25 protein-coding genes are annotated in these 20,827 nt (G+C 72.1%); 19 read left to right on the forward strand and 6 right to left on the reverse strand.

From position 1 onward, the window contains the following. Positions 1-118 precede the first annotated feature (118 nt). Entirely contained in the window at positions 119-295 is a 177-nt protein-coding gene (locus tag LJ221_RS00575; protein ID WP_241712674.1) for a hypothetical protein, read from the reverse strand. 401 nt (positions 296-696) lie between these two features. Between LJ221_RS00575 and LJ221_RS00580 the strand changes: the two genes are divergently transcribed. From LJ221_RS00580 to LJ221_RS00595, 4 genes are all read left to right on the forward strand, one after another. Then, a complete protein-coding gene (locus LJ221_RS00580) occupies positions 697-1,350 on the forward strand; it encodes a response regulator transcription factor (RefSeq protein ID WP_241712676.1) in 654 nt (217 codons plus the stop codon). Positions 1,351-1,357: 7 nt separating this feature from the next. Then, the gene (locus LJ221_RS00585; protein ID WP_241712678.1) at positions 1,358-2,635 is read left to right on the forward strand and encodes a cell wall metabolism sensor histidine kinase WalK; all 1,278 of its coding nucleotides are present in this window, start codon (positions 1,358-1,360) and stop codon (positions 2,633-2,635) included. A 434-nt stretch (positions 2,636-3,069) separates the two neighbouring features. Beyond that, positions 3,070-3,369, forward strand: a complete 300-nt coding sequence (locus tag LJ221_RS00590) for a DUF4193 domain-containing protein (RefSeq protein ID WP_241712680.1) — start codon at positions 3,070-3,072, stop codon at positions 3,367-3,369. 13 nt (positions 3,370-3,382) lie between these two features. Continuing rightward, positions 3,383-4,252 carry an EcsC family protein gene (locus LJ221_RS00595; RefSeq protein ID WP_241712682.1) on the forward strand — a complete coding sequence of 290 codons (870 nt, stop codon included), beginning with the start codon at positions 3,383-3,385 and terminating at the stop codon, positions 4,250-4,252. A gap of 78 nt (positions 4,253-4,330) precedes the next feature. Here the strand turns inward: LJ221_RS00595 and LJ221_RS00600 are convergent, their stop codons facing one another. Continuing rightward, on the reverse strand, positions 4,331-4,786 hold the full coding sequence (locus LJ221_RS00600; protein WP_241712684.1) for a DUF3093 domain-containing protein: 456 nt from the start codon (positions 4,784-4,786) through the stop codon (positions 4,331-4,333). A 79-nt stretch (positions 4,787-4,865) separates the two neighbouring features. On the opposite strand from LJ221_RS00600, the gene LJ221_RS00605 reads away from it, so the two are divergent. From LJ221_RS00605 to LJ221_RS00640, 8 genes are all read left to right on the forward strand, one after another. Further along, positions 4,866-5,429, forward strand: a complete 564-nt coding sequence (locus LJ221_RS00605; RefSeq protein WP_374228339.1) for a PaaI family thioesterase — start codon at positions 4,866-4,868, stop codon at positions 5,427-5,429. Beyond that, positions 5,426-5,986: a dUTP diphosphatase gene (dut, locus tag LJ221_RS00610; RefSeq protein WP_241712688.1), complete on the forward strand. Its 561-nt coding sequence runs from the start codon at positions 5,426-5,428 to the stop codon at positions 5,984-5,986. The genes LJ221_RS00605 and dut overlap by 4 nt, the downstream gene beginning before the upstream one ends. Position 5,987: 1 nt before the next feature. Next, on the forward strand, positions 5,988-6,779 hold the full coding sequence (locus tag LJ221_RS00615; RefSeq protein ID WP_241712690.1) for a DUF3710 domain-containing protein: 792 nt from the start codon (positions 5,988-5,990) through the stop codon (positions 6,777-6,779). Between the two features lie 160 nt (positions 6,780-6,939). Then, positions 6,940-7,095, forward strand: coding sequence for a hypothetical protein (locus LJ221_RS00620; protein WP_241712692.1), 156 nt, complete (start codon positions 6,940-6,942; stop codon positions 7,093-7,095). A gap of 11 nt (positions 7,096-7,106) precedes the next feature. Next, positions 7,107-7,352 carry a hypothetical protein gene (locus tag LJ221_RS00625; RefSeq protein ID WP_241712694.1) on the forward strand — a complete coding sequence of 82 codons (246 nt, stop codon included), beginning with the start codon at positions 7,107-7,109 and terminating at the stop codon, positions 7,350-7,352. Beyond that, a complete protein-coding gene (locus LJ221_RS00630) occupies positions 7,340-7,660 on the forward strand; it encodes a hypothetical protein (RefSeq protein WP_241712696.1) in 321 nt (106 codons plus the stop codon). The genes LJ221_RS00625 and LJ221_RS00630 overlap by 13 nt, the downstream gene beginning before the upstream one ends. A 179-nt stretch (positions 7,661-7,839) precedes the next feature. After that, positions 7,840-8,250, forward strand: a complete 411-nt coding sequence (locus LJ221_RS00635; RefSeq protein WP_241712698.1) for an OB-fold nucleic acid binding domain-containing protein — start codon at positions 7,840-7,842, stop codon at positions 8,248-8,250. 3 nt (positions 8,251-8,253) lie between these two features. Continuing rightward, positions 8,254-9,015: a DUF3159 domain-containing protein gene (locus LJ221_RS00640; protein WP_374228335.1), complete on the forward strand. Its 762-nt coding sequence runs from the start codon at positions 8,254-8,256 to the stop codon at positions 9,013-9,015. A gap of 55 nt (positions 9,016-9,070) precedes the next feature. On the opposite strand, the gene LJ221_RS00645 is transcribed toward LJ221_RS00640, so the two are convergent. From LJ221_RS00645 to LJ221_RS00655, 3 genes are all read right to left on the reverse strand, one after another. Beyond that, positions 9,071-9,763 (reverse strand): TrkA family potassium uptake protein, encoded by a 693-nt coding sequence (locus tag LJ221_RS00645; RefSeq protein WP_241712700.1) that lies wholly within the window; start codon positions 9,761-9,763, stop codon positions 9,071-9,073. After that, positions 9,760-10,428: a TrkA family potassium uptake protein gene (locus LJ221_RS00650; RefSeq protein WP_241712702.1), complete on the reverse strand. Its 669-nt coding sequence runs from the start codon at positions 10,426-10,428 to the stop codon at positions 9,760-9,762. Before LJ221_RS00650 ends, LJ221_RS00645 begins: the two co-directional genes overlap by 4 nt. Positions 10,429-10,536: 108 nt before the next feature. Then, entirely contained in the window at positions 10,537-12,681 is a 2,145-nt protein-coding gene (locus LJ221_RS00655) for an MMPL family transporter (protein ID WP_241712704.1), read from the reverse strand. A 96-nt stretch (positions 12,682-12,777) separates the two neighbouring features. Here LJ221_RS00655 and LJ221_RS00660 point away from each other — a divergent pair, with 96 nt between their 5' ends. Beyond that, positions 12,778-13,320 (forward strand): MarR family winged helix-turn-helix transcriptional regulator, encoded by a 543-nt coding sequence (locus LJ221_RS00660; RefSeq protein WP_374228336.1) that lies wholly within the window; start codon positions 12,778-12,780, stop codon positions 13,318-13,320. Here LJ221_RS00660 and LJ221_RS00665 read toward each other — a convergent pair. Then, entirely contained in the window at positions 13,217-14,803 is a 1,587-nt protein-coding gene (locus LJ221_RS00665) for an SDR family oxidoreductase (protein WP_241712751.1), read from the reverse strand. The genes LJ221_RS00660 and LJ221_RS00665 overlap by 104 nt on opposite strands. Before the next feature lie 265 nt (positions 14,804-15,068). On the opposite strand from LJ221_RS00665, the gene LJ221_RS00670 reads away from it, so the two are divergent. The 6 genes from LJ221_RS00670 (at position 15,069) to LJ221_RS00695 (ending at position 20,332) form a co-directional block, all read left to right on the forward strand. Then, positions 15,069-17,135, forward strand: a complete 2,067-nt coding sequence (locus LJ221_RS00670; RefSeq protein WP_241712707.1) for an APC family permease — start codon at positions 15,069-15,071, stop codon at positions 17,133-17,135. A 67-nt stretch (positions 17,136-17,202) separates the two neighbouring features. Further along, a complete protein-coding gene (locus LJ221_RS00675) occupies positions 17,203-18,582 on the forward strand; it encodes a class I SAM-dependent RNA methyltransferase (RefSeq protein ID WP_241712708.1) in 1,380 nt (459 codons plus the stop codon). A 297-nt stretch (positions 18,583-18,879) separates the two neighbouring features. Then, positions 18,880-19,074, forward strand: coding sequence for a ribbon-helix-helix protein, CopG family (locus LJ221_RS00680; RefSeq protein ID WP_241712709.1), 195 nt, complete (start codon positions 18,880-18,882; stop codon positions 19,072-19,074). After that, the gene (locus LJ221_RS00685; protein ID WP_241712710.1) at positions 19,071-19,463 is read left to right on the forward strand and encodes a type II toxin-antitoxin system death-on-curing family toxin; all 393 of its coding nucleotides are present in this window, start codon (positions 19,071-19,073) and stop codon (positions 19,461-19,463) included. Before LJ221_RS00680 ends, LJ221_RS00685 begins: the two co-directional genes overlap by 4 nt. A gap of 174 nt (positions 19,464-19,637) precedes the next feature. Beyond that, entirely contained in the window at positions 19,638-19,898 is a 261-nt protein-coding gene (locus LJ221_RS00690) for a CopG family transcriptional regulator (protein WP_241712711.1), read from the forward strand. Beyond that, positions 19,895-20,332, forward strand: a complete 438-nt coding sequence (locus LJ221_RS00695; RefSeq protein WP_241712712.1) for a PIN domain-containing protein — start codon at positions 19,895-19,897, stop codon at positions 20,330-20,332. The genes LJ221_RS00690 and LJ221_RS00695 overlap by 4 nt, the downstream gene beginning before the upstream one ends. Positions 20,333-20,827 lie beyond the last annotated feature (495 nt).

Here is a 20,827-nt window from a genome sequence, read left to right on the forward strand (position 1 = left end):
CCCCCCCCCCCCCCCCCCCCCCCCCCCCCCCCCCCCCCCCCCCCCCCCCCCCCCCCCCCCCCCCCCCCCCCCCCCCCCCCCCCCCCCCCCCCCCCCCCCCCCCCCCCCCCGCGGCCGGTCAGACGCCGGTGGGGGCGCCGACCTCCACGCCGTACTCGGCGGCCAGACGGCGCAGATCCTCGAGCTCGGCCTGCTCGACGTCCACCAGGAAGTCGTCGCCCGACTCACGAGCGCGGATCAGGTCGGACTCCGTGGTCCGTATGCGCTGCAGAATGCCTGCGGTGAACGCGTCCATGGTGCGCCCCCTCGTCGTGGGTCGTCGGCACGGGGGTGTGCCGGGGGTGGGGCGATCACGGAGTGTTCCCCGAGCGGTCGGCCGACGGCCCTTCCCGGGCTGGAAGAGGGGCCTGGACATGCCGTCTACAGGGCGTGATCGCGGGTGTACTGCCGTCCTCCCCATCTCAAACCTCAGAGAAACCTCAAGGGGGACGAAAATTCGGTGAATGGCCGGGACGGAAGTCCCTTACGGCCCGTTTACCGAGGTCGCGGGCATGATGGACATGATGGAACGGGACGGGGCGCGCCCCGTTCACCGGGCCGGGAGCTGTCCCCTTCCCGGTTCCGCGCCGTTCCGGCGCCGTCCGCGGACCGCCGGGACGCTCCCCGGCTCCGCGAACCGAAGGAAGGACGTCACCCGTGCGCGTACTCGTCGTCGAGGACGAGCGGCTGCTCGCCGATGCCGTGGCCACCGGACTGCGCCGGGAGGCCATGGCCGTCGACGTGGTCTACGACGGCGCCGCCGCCCTCGAACGCGTCGGGGTCAACGACTACGACGTGGTGGTGCTCGACCGCGATCTGCCGCTGGTCCACGGCGATGACGTGTGCCGCGAGATCATCCGGCTGGGTCTGCCCACCCGGGTGCTGATGCTCACCGCCTCCGGCGACGTCAGCGACCGTGTGGAGGGCCTGGAGCTGGGCGCGGACGACTACCTGCCCAAGCCCTTCGCCTTCAGCGAGCTGACCGCCCGGGTGCGGGCGCTCGGCCGCCGCAGCACCGCGCCCCTGCCGCCGGTGCTGGAGCGTTCCGGCATCCGGCTGGACCCCAACCGCCGCGAGGTCTCCCGCGACGGCCGGCAGGTGCAGCTGGCCCCCAAGGAGTTCGCGGTGCTGGAGGTGCTCATGCGGGGCGATGGATCGGTGGTCTCCGCCGAGCAGCTCCTGGAGAAGGCCTGGGACGAGAACACCGACCCTTTCACCAACGTCGTACGGGTCACCGTGATGACCCTGCGCCGCAAGCTCGGCGAGCCGCCGGTGATCGTCACCGTGCCCGGCTCCGGATACCGCGTCTGAGCCCCCCATGACACCCAGCACGCCCGGTACCCCCGGCCCCCCGCCCCAGCCCCCGGCGACCCCGCCCAAGCCCACCTGGGACCCCTTCCAGCCGGGCCGCTCCCACCCGTGGCTGCGGCCCACCATCCGCATACGCCTGACCCTGCTGTACGGCGGGATGTTCCTGATCGCCGGGATGGTGCTGCTGGCGATCATCTACCTGCTGGCGGCCCAGGCGCTGAAGGACGGCAGCCACCTGCCCTTCCAGATCATCGGCGTGCGGGACCAGACCACCGACGCCGTCTGCAGCCTGCCCAGCCGGGCGGACGGCGGGGAGCTGACCCCCCAGGAGCTGACCGCCGCCGTCCAGCAGTGCATGGAGAACCAGCGGCAGGTGGCACTGGAAGTCCTGCTCAACCGCTCCCTGCTGGCCCTGCTGGGACTGGCCGTGGCCGCCTTCGCCTTCGGCTACGTCATGGCCGGCCGGGTGCTCTCGCCGCTGGAGCGCATCACGCGCACGGCCCAGCGGGTCGCCGGCTCCGACCTGCACCGCCGCATCGAGCTGGACGGACCGGACGACGAGCTCAAGGAGCTGGCCGACACTTTCGACCAGATGCTGGACCGGCTGGACCGGGCCTTCACCGCCCAGCAGCGTTTCGTCGCCAACGCCTCGCACGAGCTGCGTACCCCGCTGGCGATCAACCGCACCCTGCTGGAGGTCCAGCTGTCCGACCCAGGGGCCTCGCCCGAACTGGTCCAGCTCGGCAAGACGCTGCTCGCCACGAACGAGCGCAGCGAGCAGCTGGTGGAGGGCCTGCTGCTGCTCGCTCGCAGCGAGAACGAGATCGTCGACCGCAAGCCCGTGGACCTGGCCGAGGTCGCCTCCCAGGCCGTGGAGCAGGCGCGCGGAGAGGCCCAGGAGCGGGGCGTGGAGCTGCTGAGCGTGTGCCGGCCCGCGTACACGCAGGGCAGCGGGGTCCTGCTGGAGCGGGTCGCCCTCAACCTGGTGCAGAACGCCGTGCGCTACAACGTGCCCCGCGACGGCTGGGTCTCGGTGGACACCCGGGCCCAGCCGGGCCAGGCGGTGCTGGTGGTGGAGAACACCGGACCGGTGGTCCCGGCGTACGAGGTGGACAACCTCTTCGAGCCCTTCCGGCGCCTGCGCACCGAGCGCACCGGCAGCGACAGGGGCGTCGGCCTGGGGTTGTCGATCGTACGGTCCGTGGTGCGGGTCCACGGTGGTGCGGTCACGGCCAGGCCGCGGGAGGAGGGCGGCCTGGTGGTGCGGGTCACCCTCCCCGTGTGACACCGCGGGCGCGGAACGGGGCGAGCGGGTCGGCGGAGCGATCGTGGAATACCACCGCCACGCCCGGCGTTATGCGGCGAAATCCGGGAATTCCTCCACCACTCTTCCTGGTTGTGATCGATCACACACGCGATTTTTCGGTCACACGTGTACGGTGCCCCAAGCCCTGTCGAAAAATGCCGGAAAATCCATGTTTTCGCAGGTTGTAATCGCGGGAAAGAGGGGAGGCGGTGCGCGCAAAGCGGACATGAGGGCCATCCGTGGCCCTCGGTTGACGGCCGACCCGGTCACCCCATCAGGGGCGCGGTTGGGTGTCGATTGAGTAACAGGGCTTGATGTGAGGCAAAATCTCCGCCTCAGGTCGGGCACAAGTCCGGCCTCTCGCGCGTTACGTGCGCTGGAGACACCACAGACACCCAGAGGGGGAGAGCGACATGGCGACCGACTACGACACTCCACGCAAGACCGATGACGACGTCAACGAGGACAGCATCGAGGAGCTGAAGGCCCGGCGGAACGACAAGTCAGCCGCGACCGTCGATGTCGACGAGTTCGAGCAGGCCGAGGGCCTGGAGCTGCCCGGAGCGGACCTCTCCAACGAAGAGCTGTCGGTGCGGGTGCTGCCCCGCCAGGCCGACGAGTTCACCTGCATGAGCTGCTTCCTTGTCCACCACCGCTCGCAGCTGGCGGCGGAGAAGAACGGCCACCCCATCTGCCGCGACTGCGCGGCCTGAGCCGGACCGGCTGATGACGGCCGAGAAAGCACGCGACGCCGAGCGGGGCCAGGACGGGGAGGCCTCGCTCGCGCCCGTACACGGGTCCGCGCCCGCAACCGCCTTCGGCCGCGGGCTGCGGCTGTTCCGCCCGCGCCGTCCGGTCGGCGCGGACCGCGTGGCCGGCGCGGACGCGCCGGATGGTCGGAGTCCGCGGGAGCCGCGCGAGCGCGGCACGGTCAGAGCCTTTCTGGCGGTGGTGGCCGACCGCATCGTCGACCTCGCTCCCCGGATCCCGGTGAGGGACCTGGCCACGCTCCGCCGGCAGTTCCCGGGCCTGGGGCCCGAGGAGATGGCCGACAGGCTGATATCGGGGGCCGTGAAGGGCAGCGCGACCGTCGGCGCCGGGGTGGGCGCCTCGGCGATGCTGCCCGTGCCGCCGGCGATGCCCGCCGAACTGGCCGCCGAGGTCGTCGGTGTGGCCGCGGTGGAACTCAAGCTCATCGCCGAGCTGCACGAGGTCTACGGACTGCGCCCGCCCGGCAACGCCCGGGAACGGGCCACCGTGTACCTGGCGGAGTGGACCCAGGAACGCGGGATAGAGCTGGCCGTCCCCGCGACGTTCGGCGCGGCCTTCGGCAGCCACATGAGACGACGGCTGCGCCAGACCCTTCTCAAGCGCACCATGCGCAACCTCCCCAACCTCACGCCCTTCATGATCGGCGCGGCGGTGGGAGCCCTGGTGAACCGGCGCGACACCAGGAAGCTGGCGGAGACGATCCGCGGTGATCTGAGGAGGAGGCGTATCCCCTGGGACGCCGTCCCCCTGGAGGACCGCCCGGGAAAGGTCATCCCCTCCCGGCCCGGACGGACCCCGGAGCACGCCTCCGGCGAGGACGGCTGACGGCCCGCCGCTCTCCCCGGCCCCTCCGCCGCCCCGGGCGCGGCCGCTTCGGACGGATCCCGGCCGCACGGCGCGCGGCTACCGGCGCGTGGCCTCCAGAGCGTCGGCCAGTGCCCGCGGTCGCCGTGTGGACAAGTACAGGTAGGGAGTGGGGTCCGCTGGGTCGGTGACCTCCACGCGCAGCGCCGTCGGCACATAGCCGCGCAGCAGCATGTACGCACGGGGGTCGGCGCGGTGGGTGCGCCAGGCGCGGGCCTCCTCCTCGTCCAGGACGTGCGCCTCGCCCAGCGCGGAGACCGGCACCCGGGCGTCCCCCGCGACCAGCGAGTCCGCGAGCACGCGGATACGGGCCGAGCCGTAGGCGCTCACCGCGATCGCGCCCAGTGCCGCACCCGCCACCAGACCGCCCAGCAGGGGCACAAAACCCAGAGGAAACAGGATCAGGCCCAGGGCGACCCCGGACAGGGCGGCGATCAGCCACCAGGTGCGCGGCGCGGTCAGCCGCTCGTCGTACAGCACGCCGGGAGGAAGCATGTCCCCAGCTTGGCACGCCCGCGACCGGCTCACCGACCCGGCGGTAAGGTCAGCATCCGTGAGTGCCACCAAGACATCCCTGACCCCGCCGGACGACGCCGTTCCCCCGGTGCGTCACCCCGAAGCCCCTGCCCCCGGAGAACCGTTGGGCGCCCACTACGCACAGTGCTTCGGCTGCGGCGCCGAACAGCCCCACGGGCTGCACATCGACGCCCGGGCGGGCGAGGGGGTCAGCGTCACAGCCGAGTTCACCGTCCGCCCCGAGCACCAGGGCGCACCCGGTCTCGCCCACGGCGGACTGCTGTCCACCGCCATGGACGAGATCCTGGGCTCCCTGAACTGGCTGATGCACACCATCTCGGTCACCGGGCGCCTGGAGACCGACTTCCTCCAGCCCGTCCCCGTGGACTCCGTGCTGCACCTGGCGGCGCGTGTCACCGCCCGGCACGGACGCAAGATCTACTGCACCGCCACCGGGCGCGTCGGCGGCCCCGACGGCCCTCTCGCGGTGCGCGCGGACGCCCTCTTCGTCGAGGTCAGGGTCGAGCACTTCGTCGACCACGGCCGCAAGGACGAGATCGAGGCCGCGATGGCCGACCCCGACACCGTCCGCCGGGCCCGTGCCTTCGAGGTGAACCCGTGAGCCGCGCCGGTCTGCCCGGGCGCGACCCCGTCGAGGTGCTGATCCGCCGCCTCGACCCCGAGGTGCCGCTGCCCGCCTACGCCCACCCCGGCGACGCGGGCTGTGATCTGGTCACCACCGAGGCGGCCGAACTGGCCCCGGGCCGGAGGGCCGTTCTGCCCACGGGGGTTTCCATCGCACTGCCCGACGGGTACGCCGCCTTCGTGCATCCGCGCTCCGGTCTGGCGGCCCGCTGCGGGGTCTGCCTCGTGAATGCCCCCGGAACCGTGGATGCCGGGTACCGTGGAGAGATCAGGGTGATCGTGGCCAACCTGGATCCGCGCGAGAGCGTGCGGTTCGAGCGGTTCGACCGCATCGCCCAGCTCGTCGTCCAGCAAGTCGAGAAGGTGCGCTTCCACGAGGTGGGGGAACTGCCGGGATCGGCGCGAGCGGCGGGGGGCTTCGGCTCCACTGGAGGCCACGCCGCACAGGACGGCACCGCACGGGACCACGCTGCACAGCACAACCATTACGCTGCGGTCGAGGCCGACGAGGCTGCCGACCTGAAGGGACAGTGACGTGTTCGGACGTCGTCGCAAGAAGAAGGTAGGGCCCGAGGGCGCCTCGGACGAGTTCGAGACGGAACGGTCCGACGAGAGCACCGACGCGTCGGACGGGTCCGCCGACGACACCGGCGGCGAGCAGACCCGGGTCAAACTCCCCCCGGCCCCACGGCCGGACGGCCCCTGGGATGTGAGCGAGCTCCACGCCCCGGGCGAGGGCCGGGTCGACCTGGGCGGCATGTTCGTGCCCGGGGTGCAGGGCATGGAGCTGCGGGTGGAGGTCGCCGGTGACGCCATCGTCGCCGCGACGATCGTGCTCAAGGACAGCGCCGTCCAGCTCCAGGCGTTCGCCGCACCCAAGCGCGAGGGCATCTGGGACGAGGTGCGCGAGGAGATCGCCTCGGGCATCACCCAGAAGGGCGGGATCATCGACGAGGTCGAGGGCCCGCTGGGCTGGGAGTTGCGCGCGCAGGTGCCGGTCAGGCTGCCCGACGGCAACAGCGGTATGCAGGTCGTGCGCTTCGTCGGTGTGGACGGTCCCCGCTGGTTCCTGCGCGGTGTCATCTCCGGCCAGGGCGCGGTGCAGCCGCAGGCCGCCGGGCTGCTGGAGCAGATCTTCCGCGACACGGTCGTGGTGCGCGGGGACTCCCCGATGGCGCCCCGCGACCCGATCGTCCTCAAGCTCCCCGACGACGCGCAGATGGTGCCCGACGGCGGTGTCCAGCAGGAGCAGGCGCAGGAGGGCTCCCGCTTCGCCGGCGGCATCGACAAGCTCCAGCGCGGCCCGGAGATCACCGAGGTCCGCTGACCCGGTCCGGACGGAGCCCTGCCGTCGCGCACGGCGGCAGGGCCGTGCGGTGCCGCCCGGCGATCCCCTGACACCGGGCGGCGGACCGTGCCACCGTGAGCCCACGCCGGGAATCCGCGGGACCTGTGGGGACCTGTGGGGACCGGGGGAGACCATGCCCATGAACGGGACCGGCCGCCGGAAGTTGTGGATGTACGTCGTCGGGGTCGTCACAACGGTGGCGCCGGCGACCGTGGGCATCTTCACCATCCGGCAGATCGTCGGCGGCAGCAGCAACGACGGCAGCCGGGTCGGCGTACCCGGCCAGGGCGAGTGAGACCCCGGGCCGTGCCGCGGACCGGACTGGCCGCGGCCTGCCTGCTGCCGTTGTGCCTGGTCCCGGCCGGCTGCACCGGTTGCGGCGACTCGGCCGTCCGCGGTGATGACAACGGACGCAACGTCCTCGGCGGCGGGAGCTCCGGGGAGGCGCGGGAGGACGTACCGGGCGGCCTGACCGGGGCTCTCGGCGGCAAGAGGGACGGCGGTGGATCCGAAGCGGCGCCCGGGACCGTCCGCGTCTCGTGGACGTCCTGATCGGTGACGGCTTCGACCTGGAGCACAAGCCGCCGGGAGGGCCCTGTCGGCGCGTCGGCGTCGCCCGCGCACTGGCCGTCCGTCCGGCGCTGCTGGTCGCCGACGAGTCCACCGAGCTGCTCGGCGCCGGTGAGGCGGCCGGGGTGCTGGAGCTGCTGCACACCGCCGTCCGCGCCCGTGGCGCCACCGCGCTGGTCGCCACCGGCTACCCCTGGCTGCTCTCCCGCTGCGACCGTGTCCTGGAGCTGCGCGACGGGCGGCTGCGCGAGACCGGCCCGGAACTCCGTCCACCGCGGGCCCGGCCGTGATCCGCGAGCCGTGATCCGCGAGCGCGGGGCGCGCAACGGGCCGCCGGGGCCGCCGCTGTGCCGGGAGGCCCGGCGGGCGCGGGGACACGGGGGACACGGGGGAGGAGCCTTCGGTCACATCCGGTTCCGGGGCCCTCAGGGGCATTACGGGGGGTGACGGGCGCGGGTAGGCTGGCGGTATGAGTGGCGTTACCCGACTCGAGAGGCAGGGCGGTCGGCTGCGGCGCCTCCTCGGGCGTCTGGCCTCCTCCCAGGAGGACCTGCTCTCCGCCGAACTGAGGCAGGACACCGAGGAGAGCGGCTGCACCCGCATCTGCGACTGCGGCGACCGGCAGATCGTCACGGTGACCGGTACGCTGCGCACGGTGACGCAGCGCCCCAGGGCGGGCGTGCCCGCCCTGGAGGCGGAGCTGTTCGACGGATCCGCCCCGCTGGACGTCGTGTGGCTCGGCCGCCGGTCCATCGCGGGCATAGAACCGGGCCGCAGGCTGATCGCCCACGGGCGGATCGCGATGAACCGCGGCCGCCCGGTGCTGTTCAACCCCAAGTACGAGCTGCGACCCATCGGACGGGACAGCGGACAGGAGTAGCGGGTGACCTCTCTCGACAAGCCGGCCGCCGGCGCGGACGGGCCCGGGCCCGGCACGCCCGGTCCGACGGTCACGGACAAGGCGCTGATGGAGGCGTTCGGCGGAGTGCGCGGCATGGTGGACACCACCGTGCCCGGGCTGGTCTTCGTGCTGGTCTACACGATCAGGCGGGACATCCACCTCGCGGCCGTCGCCGCCCTGGGGCTGAGCGTCCTGCTCGCGCTGGCCCGCCTGGCGCGGCGGGAGACCCTCAAGCACGCCTTCAGCGGCGTCTTCGGGGTCGGGATCGGCGCGGTCTTCGCGATGATGTCGGGCGACGCCAAGAACTTCTACCTGCCGGGGATGCTCTACACCCTGGGGCTGGCGGTCGCCTACTGCCTCTCGGCGATGGTGCGTTTCCCGCTGATCGGGGTGCTGCTCGGGCCGCTGATGCGCGAGAACCTCTCCTGGCGCACCCGCAACCCCGGACGCCTGGCGGCCTACACCAAGGCGACCTGGGCCTGGGGCATCGTCCTGCTGGCCAAGTCGGCCATCCTCTTCCCGATCTACTTCTGGGGCGACGCCACCCAGCTCGGCTGGGTGAAGGTGGCGCTCGGTATCCCGCCGCTGCTGCTGTGCGTCTACCTGACCTACGTCTTCCTGGCCAAGGCCCCGCCGCCGATCGACGTGATCGCGGAGCTGGAGGCGGAGGAGGCCGCGGAGGCGGAACGGAAGAAGGAGCGGGAACGCGAGCGCGTGGCGGGCGAGGCGCGGACGGACTCCTGAGCCCTTCACGGCCCCGGGGCGGCCGTACGGCGAGGGCGGCGGGGTCCGCCGCCCCTTAGGCTCCGTCCTCCGGCCCCCCTCCCGTCTCCCGCCGCGCCGACAGCAGCTCCTCCAACTGTTCCTCGCGGGACTGGGCGGCGACGAACAGCAGCTCGTCGCCCGGCTCCAGGGAGTCCTCGGGACCCGGGGTGAGGACCCTGCTGCCGCGGATTATCGTCACCAGTGCGGTGTCCTCGGGCCACCGCACGTCGCCCACCCGCGTGCCGGCCAGCGCCGACTCGGGGGGCAGGGTCAGCTCGACCAGGTTGGCGTCGCCCTGGCTGAAACGCAGCAGCCGCACCAGGTCGCCGACGCTGACGGCCTCCTCGACCAGCGCGGACATCAGCCGCGGGGTCGAGACTGCCACGTCGATCCCCCAGGACTCGTTGAACAGCCACTCGTTCTTGGGGTGGTTCACCCGGGCCACGACCCTCGGCACGGCGTACTCCGTCTTGGCCAGCAGGGAGACCACGAGATTGACCTTGTCGTCGCCCGTCGCGGCGATCACGACGTTGCAGCGCTGGAGCGCGGCCTCGTCCAGCGAGGTGATCTCGCAGGCGTCGGCCAGCAGCCACTCGGCCTGCGGCACCTGCTCCACCGAGATGGCGCCGGGCGTCTTGTCGATCAGCAGCACCTCGTGGCCGTTCTCCAGCAGTTCCCCGGCGATGGAGCGGCCCACCGCGCCGGCCCCGGCGATCGCGACCCTCATCGTGTCTCTCCCTCGGGGCCCCGCGAGAACGCGGCCTCCACGTCGCCGACCCGGTCGCAGCGCATCATCACATGCACCAGATCGCCCTCCTGGATCACCGTGTCGGAGGTGGGCAGCATCGCCTCGCCCAGCCTGGTGATGAAGGCGACCCGGGTGCCCGTCTCCTGCTGGAGGCGGCTCACCCGGTGCCCGACCCAGGCGGTGGAGGCGTGTACCTCGGCGAGCTGGACACCGCCGGTCGGGTCCAGCCACAGCGGCTCCGCCCCCGAGGGCAGGAGCCGCCGCAGCATCTGGTCGGCCGTCCAGCGGACCGTGGCGACGGTCGGGATCCCCAGCCGCTGGTAGACCTCGGCGCGGCGGGGGTCGTAGATGCGGGCGGCCACGTTCTCCACGCCGAACATCTCGCGGGCCACACGGGCCGCGATGATGTTGGAGTTGTCGCCGCTGCTGACGGCGGCGAACGCCCCGGCCTCCTCTATGCCGGCCTCGCGCAGGGTGTCGCGGTCGAAGCCGATCCCCTCCACCCGGCGCCCGCCGAAGGACGAGCCCAGGCGGCGGAAGGCCGTCTCGTCCCGGTCGATGATCGCAACCGTGTGACCCCGTTGCTCCAGGGTCCGTGCGAGCGCGGCGCCCACGCGTCCGCAGCCCATGATGACGATGTGCATGAGGCCGCTACCCCGTGCCTTCCTGTGCCGTGACGACCCGGGCCCGCATCGTGCGTCGTCCTTCCCGCCCCGACCGGGGCACCTGCCGATCCGTTCTGCGCCGTAACGCTACCCGGCGTCCGGCGCGGGGCGCCCCTCCCGCTCCCCTCCGGGCCGTGTCACCGTTCCGTCGCGGCGGCCGAGCGTGCTGGGCCACCACACCGCCGGGCCGATGTCCCTGGCTAGGGCCGGGACGAGCAGGGAGCGTACGAGAACGGTGTCCATGAGTACGCCGAAGGCGACGATGAAGGCGATCTGCACCAGGAAGGACAGCGGGATCACCACCAGCGCCGCGAAGGTGGCGGCCAGCACCACCCCGGCCGAGGTGATCACTCCGCCGGTGGCGGTCAGGCCCTTGAGCACGCCCATCCGGTTGCCGTGGAGCAGGGTCTCCTCGCGGACCCTGGTCATCAGGAAGATGTTGTAGTCCACTCCGAGGGCGACCAGGAACACGAATCCGTACAGCGGGATGGAGGGGTCGGTGCCGCTGTAGCCGAGGAGGCCCTCGAAGACCAGGGCGGCGATGCCCAGGGTGGCCAGGAAGTTCAGGGCCACGGTCGCCACCAGCAGCACGGGCATCACCACCGACCGCAGCAGTCCGATCAGGATGACCAGGATGATCGCCAGGACGACGGGGATGATCAGCGCGCGGTCCTCCCGGGCGGTCTCACGGGTGTCGAGCTGCTGGGCGGTGTAACCGCCGACCAGGGCGTCGGCGCCGTCCACGGCGTGCACCCGCTCCCGCAGCCGCTCGACGGCCTCCAGGGCCGCGTCGGAGTCGGTTCCGGCCGACAGGGTGGCCTGAACGCTCACCCGGCCGTCGACGACCAGCGGCTCGCCCTCGCCGGGACGGCCCGAGGCGGTGACCGGAGCGGCCGAGACCACGCCCTCGGTGTCCTGCGCGGCGGCGGTGACCTCCCGCACCCGGTCGGCGTCAGCGATGATCACGGCGGGGTTTCCGGAGCCACCGGGGAAGTGCTCGTCGAGCTTCTCCTGGGCGGTGACGGACTGGGCCCCGCCGACGAAGATCTCCTTGGTCGGCACGCCGGTGGACGACAGGGCCGGGAAGAACGCCGCGGCGATGGCCAGGCCCGCCAGCGACACCGCCCACACCCGGCGCGGAGAGCGGTCCACCAGGGCCGCCACCCGGCCCCACACTCCCCGGGCGGCCGACGGGTCGGAGGGGTCAGCGGGCGGCTTGGGGCGGGCGGGCCAGTAAGCGGACCGGCCGAGCACCGCGAGCACCGCGGGCAGGAAGGTCAGGGCGCTGAGTATCGCGCAGGCGATGCCGATGGCGCCGACCGGGCCCAGGGCCTGGTTGTTGCGCAGATCGCTCAGCAGCAGGGCCAGCAGGCCCAGGGCGACGGTGGAGCCGCTGGCGACGATGGCTCCCAGGGAACGGCGCAGCGCGGTCCGGGCGGCGCCCAGGCGGTCGCCGCGGTGGGCGAGCTCCTCGCGGAAGCGGGCCGACAACAGCAGCCCGTAGTCGGTGGCGGCGCCGATGACCAGGATGAACAGGATGCCCTGCACCTGGCCGTCCACCCGTACGACGTCCCGTTCGGCCAGGAGGTAGACGATCGCGGTGGCCAGTGAGAGGGCGAAGACCGAGCCGAGGATGATCGCCAGCGGCAGCAGTACGCTGCGGTAGACCAGCAACAGGATCAGCAGAACCACGCTGAGCGCCACGCCCAGCAGCAGCCCGTCGATCCCGGCGAACGCCTCGGACAGGTCGGCCCGGGTGGCGGCCGGGCCCGCGACGTAGGCCCCGGCGCCCTCCACCTGCCCGGCGGTCTCCAGGATGGCGTCGACGACGTCGCCCATCCCCTCGTCGAGGTCGGAGGAGAGCGGCAGGACGGCCTGCAGGGCCTCGCCGTCCTGGGAGGACTGCACGGGCGAGGGACGGCCGGCGACGCCGGGGGCCCGGGCGAGCTCGGCCAGCGCCTGCTCGGCCTGCTGCCGCTGGCCGGCGTCGATGCCGCCGTCGTCGGCCTCCCAGACGATGATGGCGGGTACGGTCTCGGAGGTCTGGAAGTCCTCCTGCGCCTCGATCACCCTGGTCGACTCGGCGCTCTCGGGCAGGAAGGATGCCTGGTCGTTGGTCGAGACCTCGCTGATCTTCCCGGCGTACGGGCCGAAGGCGCCGCCCACCGCCAGCCAGACGACGATCAGTGCGGCGGGCACCAGCCACCTGAGGACACGTGGTGTGGGTTTCATGGACTCCCCTGAGCCGAAGGACGTGGGCACCGCCTGCGCGGACATAAATCTTTCTCGTTGAGAAGCTTTACAATCGAGACTGTATATCGTGGGGGAGTGCGTGACTCAGACGACCCCGCCGGCGGCCCCGCCGACGCCTCCAACGAGCCCCCCGCCGACCCCGCCGGCGATCCGACCGGGCTCCAGGCGTTCGCCGTGCTGCTGCGCCGCATGAACGGCGAGTTCAGCCGTATGGCGCACGACTTCGCCCAGTCCCAGGGCCTGCACCCCACCGATGTCCAGGCTCTGGTGGAGATCCTGGACGGCGATCGGGAGGGGCCCGTCACCCCCGGGCTGCTGCGCGAACGCCTCCGGCTCACCTCCGGCGCGGTCACCGCCTGCCTGGACCGCCTGGAGCGCGCGGGCCACATCCGGCGCACCCGGGACTCGGCCGACCGCAGAATCGTCCACCTCCACTACGCCTCCCGGGGCCGGGAGGTGGCCCGCGAGTACTTCCGCCCTCTCGCGCACGCCACCGACATTGTGCGGCAGCGCTTCAGCGACGCCGAGCTCCGCTCCGTCGTGCGCTTCCTGGCAGCCATGAACGAGGAGCTGGCCGCGCTGCGCCACCACCCGGACGGAGACCCGCCCCGGAGGTGACCGCGCGCCGCCGCCCGACGCCCGCGGCCCCCGCCTCGGCCGCCGAGGCGATGTTGCGCGCCATTCCGCCGAACACCACCGCGTGGAACGGCGAAACGCCCCACCAGTACGCCTGCCCCAGCAGTCCGTGCGGGTGGAAGAGCGCCCGCTGCCGGTAGACGGTTCTCCCGTCCGGGCCCCGGTCCACCCTCAGCTCCAGCCAGGCCAGCCCTGGCAGGCGCATCTCCGCCCGCAGCCGCAGCAGCCGCCCCGGCTTGATCTCCTCAACCCGCCAGAAGTCCAGTGAGTCGCCCGCCCGCAGCCGCTCGGCGTCCCGCCGTCCCCGCTGCAGTCCGATCCCGCCCACCAGCCGGTCCAGCCAGCCGCGCACCGCCCAGGCCAGCGGTGCGGAGTACCAGCCGTTCTCACCGCCGATGCCCTCGATCACCCGCCACAGCGCCTGCGGCGAGGCGGCGACGGTGCGCTCGCGCTCGTCGGTGTAGAGGCTGCCGCCCGCCCAGTTCGGGTCGGTGGGCAGCGGATCGCTGGGCGCGCCGGGGATGGACGCCGAGGACCACCGGGTGGCCACCTCCGCGTTCTTGATCCGCTTCAGCGCCAGCCGCAGAGCCTGGTCCAGACCCTGTAGACCGCCGGGCGGGTCGGGGACGTGGCGGGCGATGTCGTGCTCGGCGCAGACCACCTCGTGCCGCAGCGACTCCGCCAGCGGCCGGGCCAGTGCGCGCGGGACGGGAGTGATCAGGCCGATCCAGTGGCTGGACAGGGTGGGGGAGAGCACCGGTACCGGGACGATGACCCGCCTGGGCAGCCTGGCCACCGCGGCATAGCGCTGCATCATGTCGTGGTAGGTGAGGATCTCCGGGCCTCCGATGTCGAAGGTCCGGTTCACCTCGGGCGGCAGCGACGCGCACCCGACCAGATAGCGCAGCGCGTCGCGCACCGCGATCGGCTGGAGCCGGGTGCGCACCCAGCTCGGGGCGACCATCAGCGGCAGCCGCTCGGTCAGATAGCGCAGCATCTCGAACGACGCCGAACCCGAACCGATGATCACCGCCGCCCGCAGCACGGCCGTCGGCACGCCCGAGTCCAGCAGCAGCCGCCCCACCTCGGCGCGGGAACGCAGATGCGGGGAGAGGTCCTCCTCGGGCACACCGACCGGGGTCAGCCCGCCCAGGTAGACGATCCGGCCCACCCCGGCCGCCCGCGCCTGCTCGCCGAAGATCCGCGCAGCCTCGCGGTCGGTGCTCTCGAAGCGGGAGCCGCCGCCCATGGAGTGCACCAGGTAGTAGGCGACGTCCATGCCCTCCATGGCCGCGCGCACCGACGCGGCGTCGGTGACGTCACCGCGCACCACCTCCGTCCGCCCCACCCAGGGATGGTCGCGCAGCTTGGCCGGGGTGCGGGCCAGGCAGCGCACGGTGTGGCCCGCCGCCAGCAGCTCGGGCACCAGCCGACCGCCGATGTAGCCGGTGGCCCCGGTGACCATGCAGCGCGGCGGCCGGCCCGCAGGCCCTCCCTCCTGCCCGCCCGTGCTCCCGTCCCCGCCGGTACCGCCGGTACGGTCCCTGCCGCCGTCGCCGCCGTCCATCTCCTGGCCCGTCCTCTCCGTCATACGGCCATGCTTGGCCCCGCCTTCCCCTCCCGCAACTCGCGGGGGAGCCGTCCGGGGAGCGCCTTCCCGCCGTGACCTGCCGCACTCGGGTCCGGCGGCGGTTGGGTGGGCCGGGGAGGGGAGGCTTACGATCCTCTGCGTGTCCAAGCTGACCGACGTGTCCAAACGGATCCTGATCGGCAGTGCGCTGCGCAGCGACCGGCTCACCCAGACGCTCCTGCCCAAGCGCATCGCCCTCCCGGTCTTCGCCTCCGACCCCCTGTCGTCGGTCGCGTACGCGCCGGGCGAGGTCCTGATGGTGCTCTCCATCGCCGGGTTCTCCGCCTACCGCTTCGGGCCGTGGATCACCCTCGCCGTTGTCGTGCTCCTGTTCGTGGTGGTGGCGTCGTACCGGCAGAACGTCCGCGCCTACCCCTCCGGCGGCGGCGACTACGAGGTCACCACCGTCAACCTGGGTCCCCGCGCAGGCCTCGCCGTGGCAGGCGCCCTGCTGGTGGACTACGTCCTGACGGTGGCCGTGTCGGTCGCCGCCGGGGTGGAGAACCTCGCCTCGGCCGTCCCGTTCGTCTCCGAGAACAAGACCGGTACGGCGGTGGCGGTCATCGCGCTGCTGACCGTGCTGAACCTGCGCGGCGTGCGCGAGTCCGGCACGATATTCGCCGCCCCCACCTACCTCTTCGTCGCCTGCGTCCTGGGCACCATCGCCTGGGGCGCCTTCCGCGGCCTGGTCCTGGGTGACGAGATGTCGGCCCCCAGCGCCGTATACGAGGTCAGCGCCGAAACCGCGGAACTGACCGGCTTCGCCCTGCTCTTCCTGCTCCTGCGGGCCTTCTCCTCCGGCTGCGCCGCTCTCACCGGCGTCGGCGCCATCAGCAACGGCGTCCCCGCCTTCCGCCGCCCCAAGAGCCGCAACGCCGCGACCACCCTGGCGCTGATGGGCGGCCTGGCCGCCGCCATGTTCGGCGGCATCGTCGCCCTGGCCCTGGCCACCGGCGTGAAGATGTCCGAGACGCCCGCCACCGACATCCTCATCGACGGCCGCCCCGCCGGCCCCGACTACCACCAGGACCCGGTCATCGCCCAGGTCTCCGCGGCCGTCTTCGGCAATGGCTCGCTCCCTTTCCTCCTGGTCGCCGCGGCCACCGCGCTCATCCTCTTCCTGGCCGCCAACACCGCCTACAACGGCTTCCCCGTGCTCGGCTCGATCCTCGCCCAGGACCGCTACCTGCCCCGCCAGCTGCACACCCGCGGCGACCGGCTGGCCTTCTCCAACGGCATCGTGCTGCTGGCGGTCTTCGCGGGCGTGCTCGTCTACGTCTACGACGCCGACTCCACCCGGCTGATCCAGCTCTACATCGTCGGCGTCTTCGTCTCCTTCACCTTCAGCCAGACCGGCATGGTCCGGCACTGGAACCGCCACCTCGCCAGGGAGACCGAACCCGCCGCCCGCCGCCGGATGAAGCGCTCCCGCGCCATCAACGCCTTCGGCGCCTTCTTCACCGGCCTGGTCCTGGCGGTGGTGCTGGTCACCAAGTTCAGCCACGGCGCCTGGGTCGCCCTCATCGGCATGGCGCTCTTCTACGCGATGATGACCGTCATCCGCCGCCACTACGACCGGGTCTCCGAGGAGCTGGCGCTGCCGGCCGAGGCCGGGCGGGAGGAGATGGCCAGGCCCTCGCGGGTGCACTCCATCGTCCTGGTCTCCAAGGTTCACCGGCCGACGCTGCGGGCGCTGGCATACGCCAAGATGATGCGCTCCGACGTCCTGGAGGCCCTCAGCGTCAACGTCGACCCCGAGGAGACCCGCGCCCTGTTCGAGGAGTGGAACCGGCGCGGCATCGACATCCCGCTGAAGACCCTGGACTCCCCCTACCGCGAGGTCACCCGGCCGGTCGTGGAGTACGTCAAGGACCTGCGCCGCAGCAGCCCGCGTGCCGTGGTCAGCGTCTACATCCCCGAATACGTCGTCGGCCACTGGTACGGGCAGCTCCTGCACAACCAGAGTGCCCTGCGCCTCAAGGGCCGCCTGCTGTTCACCCCCGGCGTGATGGTCACCTCCGTGCCGTACCAGCTGGAGTCCTCCGAGCGAGCCCGGCTGAGGGCGCGCAGGCGCTCCGAGTGGAGCGCGCCGGGCGCGGTGCGCCGCGGCCCCGCAGGGCCTGCCCGGGCCGCGGACCGGGGTGAGGGCGACGGGCGGGAGGAGTGACCCGGGCGGACCGGTAGGCTGGAGGACTGCCGTCCATGCGCCCCGCCGTCCGTTGGAGCCGTTCCCCATGCCCCCCGCAACACCCCCCGCCGCGTCCCCTGGAACCGCACCGTCGCTGGTGGGCCGGGAGTACGAGGTCGAGATCGGTCCGGTCGCGCACGGCGGCCACTGCATCGCCCGCACCGAGGAGGGGCGGGTGCTGTTCGTGCGTCACACCCTGCCCGGCGAGCGGGTCGTCGCGAAGGTGACCGAGGGCCGGGAGGACTCCCGCTTCCTGCGCGCCGACGCCGTCGAAATCCTGGAGCCGTCCAAGGATCGCGTCGAGGCGCCCTGTCCCTTCGCCGGCCCCGGTCTGTGCGGCGGTTGCGACTGGCAGCACGCCGCCCCCGGAGCCCAGCGGCGGCTGAAGGCATCCGTCGTCGCCGAGCAGCTGACGCGGCTGGCGGGGCTCACGGCCGAGGACGCCGGCTGGGACGGCACCGTCGAGCCCGCACCCGGGGACAAGGTGCCCAAGGGCGAGGTCCCGGGCTGGCGCACCCGCGTTCACTACAGCGTGGACGACGAGGGCCGCGCTGGGCTGCTGCGCCACCGCTCCCACGAGGTGCAGCCGATCGACCGCTGTCTGATCGCCGCTCCCGGGGTGAGCGAACTGGGCGTCGAGAAGCGCCGGTGGCCGCAGATCGCCACCGTCGACGCGACCGCCGCCACCGGCTCCGGCGACCGCCAGGTCCAGCTCACCCCCCGTCCTGGCGGACGCCTGCCCCTGGTGGAGCTGGACCGCCCGGTGTCGGTGCTGCGGGGCGAGGAGCCCTGCGGGCGTGGCGCGGAACGCGGTGGCGAGCGGGCCGTGCACCGGGTGCACGGCCGCCCCTTCGTCCGCGAGCGCGCCGTCGGCCGCACCTGGAGGATCAGCGCGGGCGGTTTCTGGCAGGTCCACCCCAAGGCCGCCGAACTGCTGGTCGAGGCGGTGATGACCGGCCTGACGCCGCGCAGAGGCGAGATGGCCCTCGACCTGTACTGCGGCGCCGGACTGTTCGCGGGCGCCCTGGCCGAGCGCGTCGGGGAGAAGGGCGCGGTGCTCGGTATCGAGTCCTCCAAGCGCGCGGTGGAGGACGCCCGCCACAACCTCGCCGACCTTGACCGTGTCCGCGTCGAGCGCGGCAATGTCGAGCAGGTCCTGCCGCGCACCGGCATCACCGAGGCCGACATCGTCGTCCTCGACCCGCCCCGCTCCGGCGCCGGGCGCAAGACGGTGCGGCAGGTGGCCTCCCTCGGCCCGCGCCGGATCGCCTACGTCGCCTGCGACCCGGCCGCCCTCGCCCGCGACCTGGCCTACTTCCGCGAAGAGGGATACGTTCCGCACTTCCTGCGGGCCTTCGACCTGTTCCCGATGACCCACCACGTGGAGTGCGTCGCCATCCTCAAGCCCGCGCCGAAGCGCTCCTGACCTGCGGTTTTGTTGCTGTGGTGGGTTGCTCGACCCGTTTCCCTCCGTGCACCGGGTTCGAGCGGACGGATCACTCTTGGAGCTCGCTGACCTGCGGATTCGTGAGCGAGGTGCCTGCACCGGCGGCGCCTTCAGAGGGGCGTTCAGAGATTCGTGACGCTCGGATGACGCTCGAAGCGGAAGTCTCTGCCGCACCGCCGCAGGCGATGCGAGTGACCATTGCGGCCCCACTTTCCCTGGAGGCCGAGAACGCGGCCTGACCGCACCACTTTGATACCGGTCAGGTATCATCTCTGTATGGCGATGACTCTCCGACTCCCCGACGACCTTGACGCGAAGCTCACCGAGCGGGCTTGCCGGGAGGGCCGCAGCAAGCAGGAACTTGCCATTGAGGCCATCCGTGACGCTCAGAACCGGGCCGAGCTGAAGGTTGACGACGTCTTGGCCGAGCTCATGGACAGCGATGCAGAGATCCTGGACTACTTGAAGTGACCGGCGTCCGCTACGTCCAGATCGACGAGATCCTGGCCATCGCCAGCGCGGTCAACGGGACCGACCACAGTGTGCGTGACCTGGGCCTTCTGGTGTCGGCGACCGAGCGTCCCCGGACGAACGTGTTCGGGGCCGAGTTGTATCCCACGCTGCACGAGAAGGCTGCGGCACTGCTGCACTCCGTCGCCCGCAATCACGCGCTGATCGACGGCAACAAGCGCACCGCCTGGCTCGCCATGCGTGTCTTCCTGCGCTTCAACGGCGTCAGCGCCAGTACTGTCCCGCCGCCCGTCCCCGTTGCCGGCCCGTTCGTCGAGGACGTCGCGCAGGACAACATCGATGTACCGGCCATTGCCAAGCGCCTCTCGATCTGGTTCCCCGTTTCCTGACGTTCGGCATCGTGTGGTGCGGGGCGAAAGGAGGCCCCTCGGGCGCACCTGCTCTCCGGACTCCGGGCTCTTGGCCTACCGGAGCAGATGACGTCGTCGGCGACGGTCGCGCCGTGCACAGGCGCTGGCCGCAGAAGGTGTGCGCTGCCGTGGTACATGTGCTACTCATGGTACATGTCTATGAAGCGAACCAATGTCTACGCCGATCCGGAAGATCTCGCGATCATCAAGGAGGCCGCGAAGCGGCGCGGCGTCAGCGAGGCCGAGATCATCCGCCAGGGCATCCACCTGGCGGCCATGGCCAACCGTGTCTGGGACGAGCCTCTCTTCTCCCGTACTTTCCGGGGGGCGGGTCGTACTCCCGGCAAGAGCGAGGTGCGTGACATCGTCGCCGACGCCGTGAGGCGCGAGACCGGGTCCGGGACCGTCGCGTGATCATCGTCATCGCGGACACTTCTGGGCTCCTCGCGGCGCTCGACTCCGCCCGTCCTGAGCATCACGCGTCGAACGAGGCGATCATGGCCGCGGGACTCCTGGTGATGTCCCCACTGCTGCTCGCGGAGATCGACCACGTCGCCACGCGCGAGCTCGGCCGTGAAGCGGCGCTCAGCGCGGTCGACGACATCCGGCATTGGACGCGTCGAGGCCGTGTCGCCCTGCCCGAGATCACGGAAGAACATCTGGGTGTCGCCCAGTCGGTGCGTGCCCGGTATCGCGACCTGGACCTCGCGGATGCGGTGAACGTGGCTCTCGCCGCCGAGTACGACACCGATGTCGTCCTCACGCTCGACCGTCGCGATTTCCGGGCTGTGCGCCCGCTGGGCCGGTACAAGGCGTTCCGGGTCCTGCCCGACGACCTTCCGGTCTGACGCCGGGGCTGCCTGGCCGTGTCGTCGATCCCGTGGGCCACGACGCTCGTTTGACGCTCACGGTGCCCGTGGCCTCCCAGGAGGGTAGGAAAACCCGTCTGGCCCGCGTTTTCTCGGGCGCGGTTCCGGCCGAGGTTTTTCCGATGACCCACCACGTGGAGTGCGTGGCCATCCTCAAGCCCGCGCCGAAGCGCTCCTGACCTGCGGTTTCACCGAGCCGGGAACCACGTTCGACCTGTTTCCGACCATCCATCGTGTGGAACGGTCGCTCCACTCACGAAAGCGACCTGACCTGCGGTTCTTCAGCGAAGCGGCCCTCGTGCCCACTGCGGTACGAGGGCCTCGCCCGGAATCCTGACGCCATTCACGTCGCCTCCGCGAAGAGGACCCAGCCCGGAACAGTGGAACCCGGCGCCATCCCGAGGCGACACCCGGGCCCTCGGGATGCCCGCCATCAGCCACCGAAAACGTGAGGGTCCGCCGACTCCGTCGGCG

Origin of the sequence: Streptomyces sp. CNQ085 (genome assembly GCF_022614595.1) — a bacterium.
GTDB lineage: Bacteria > Actinomycetota > Actinomycetes > Streptomycetales > Streptomycetaceae > Streptomyces.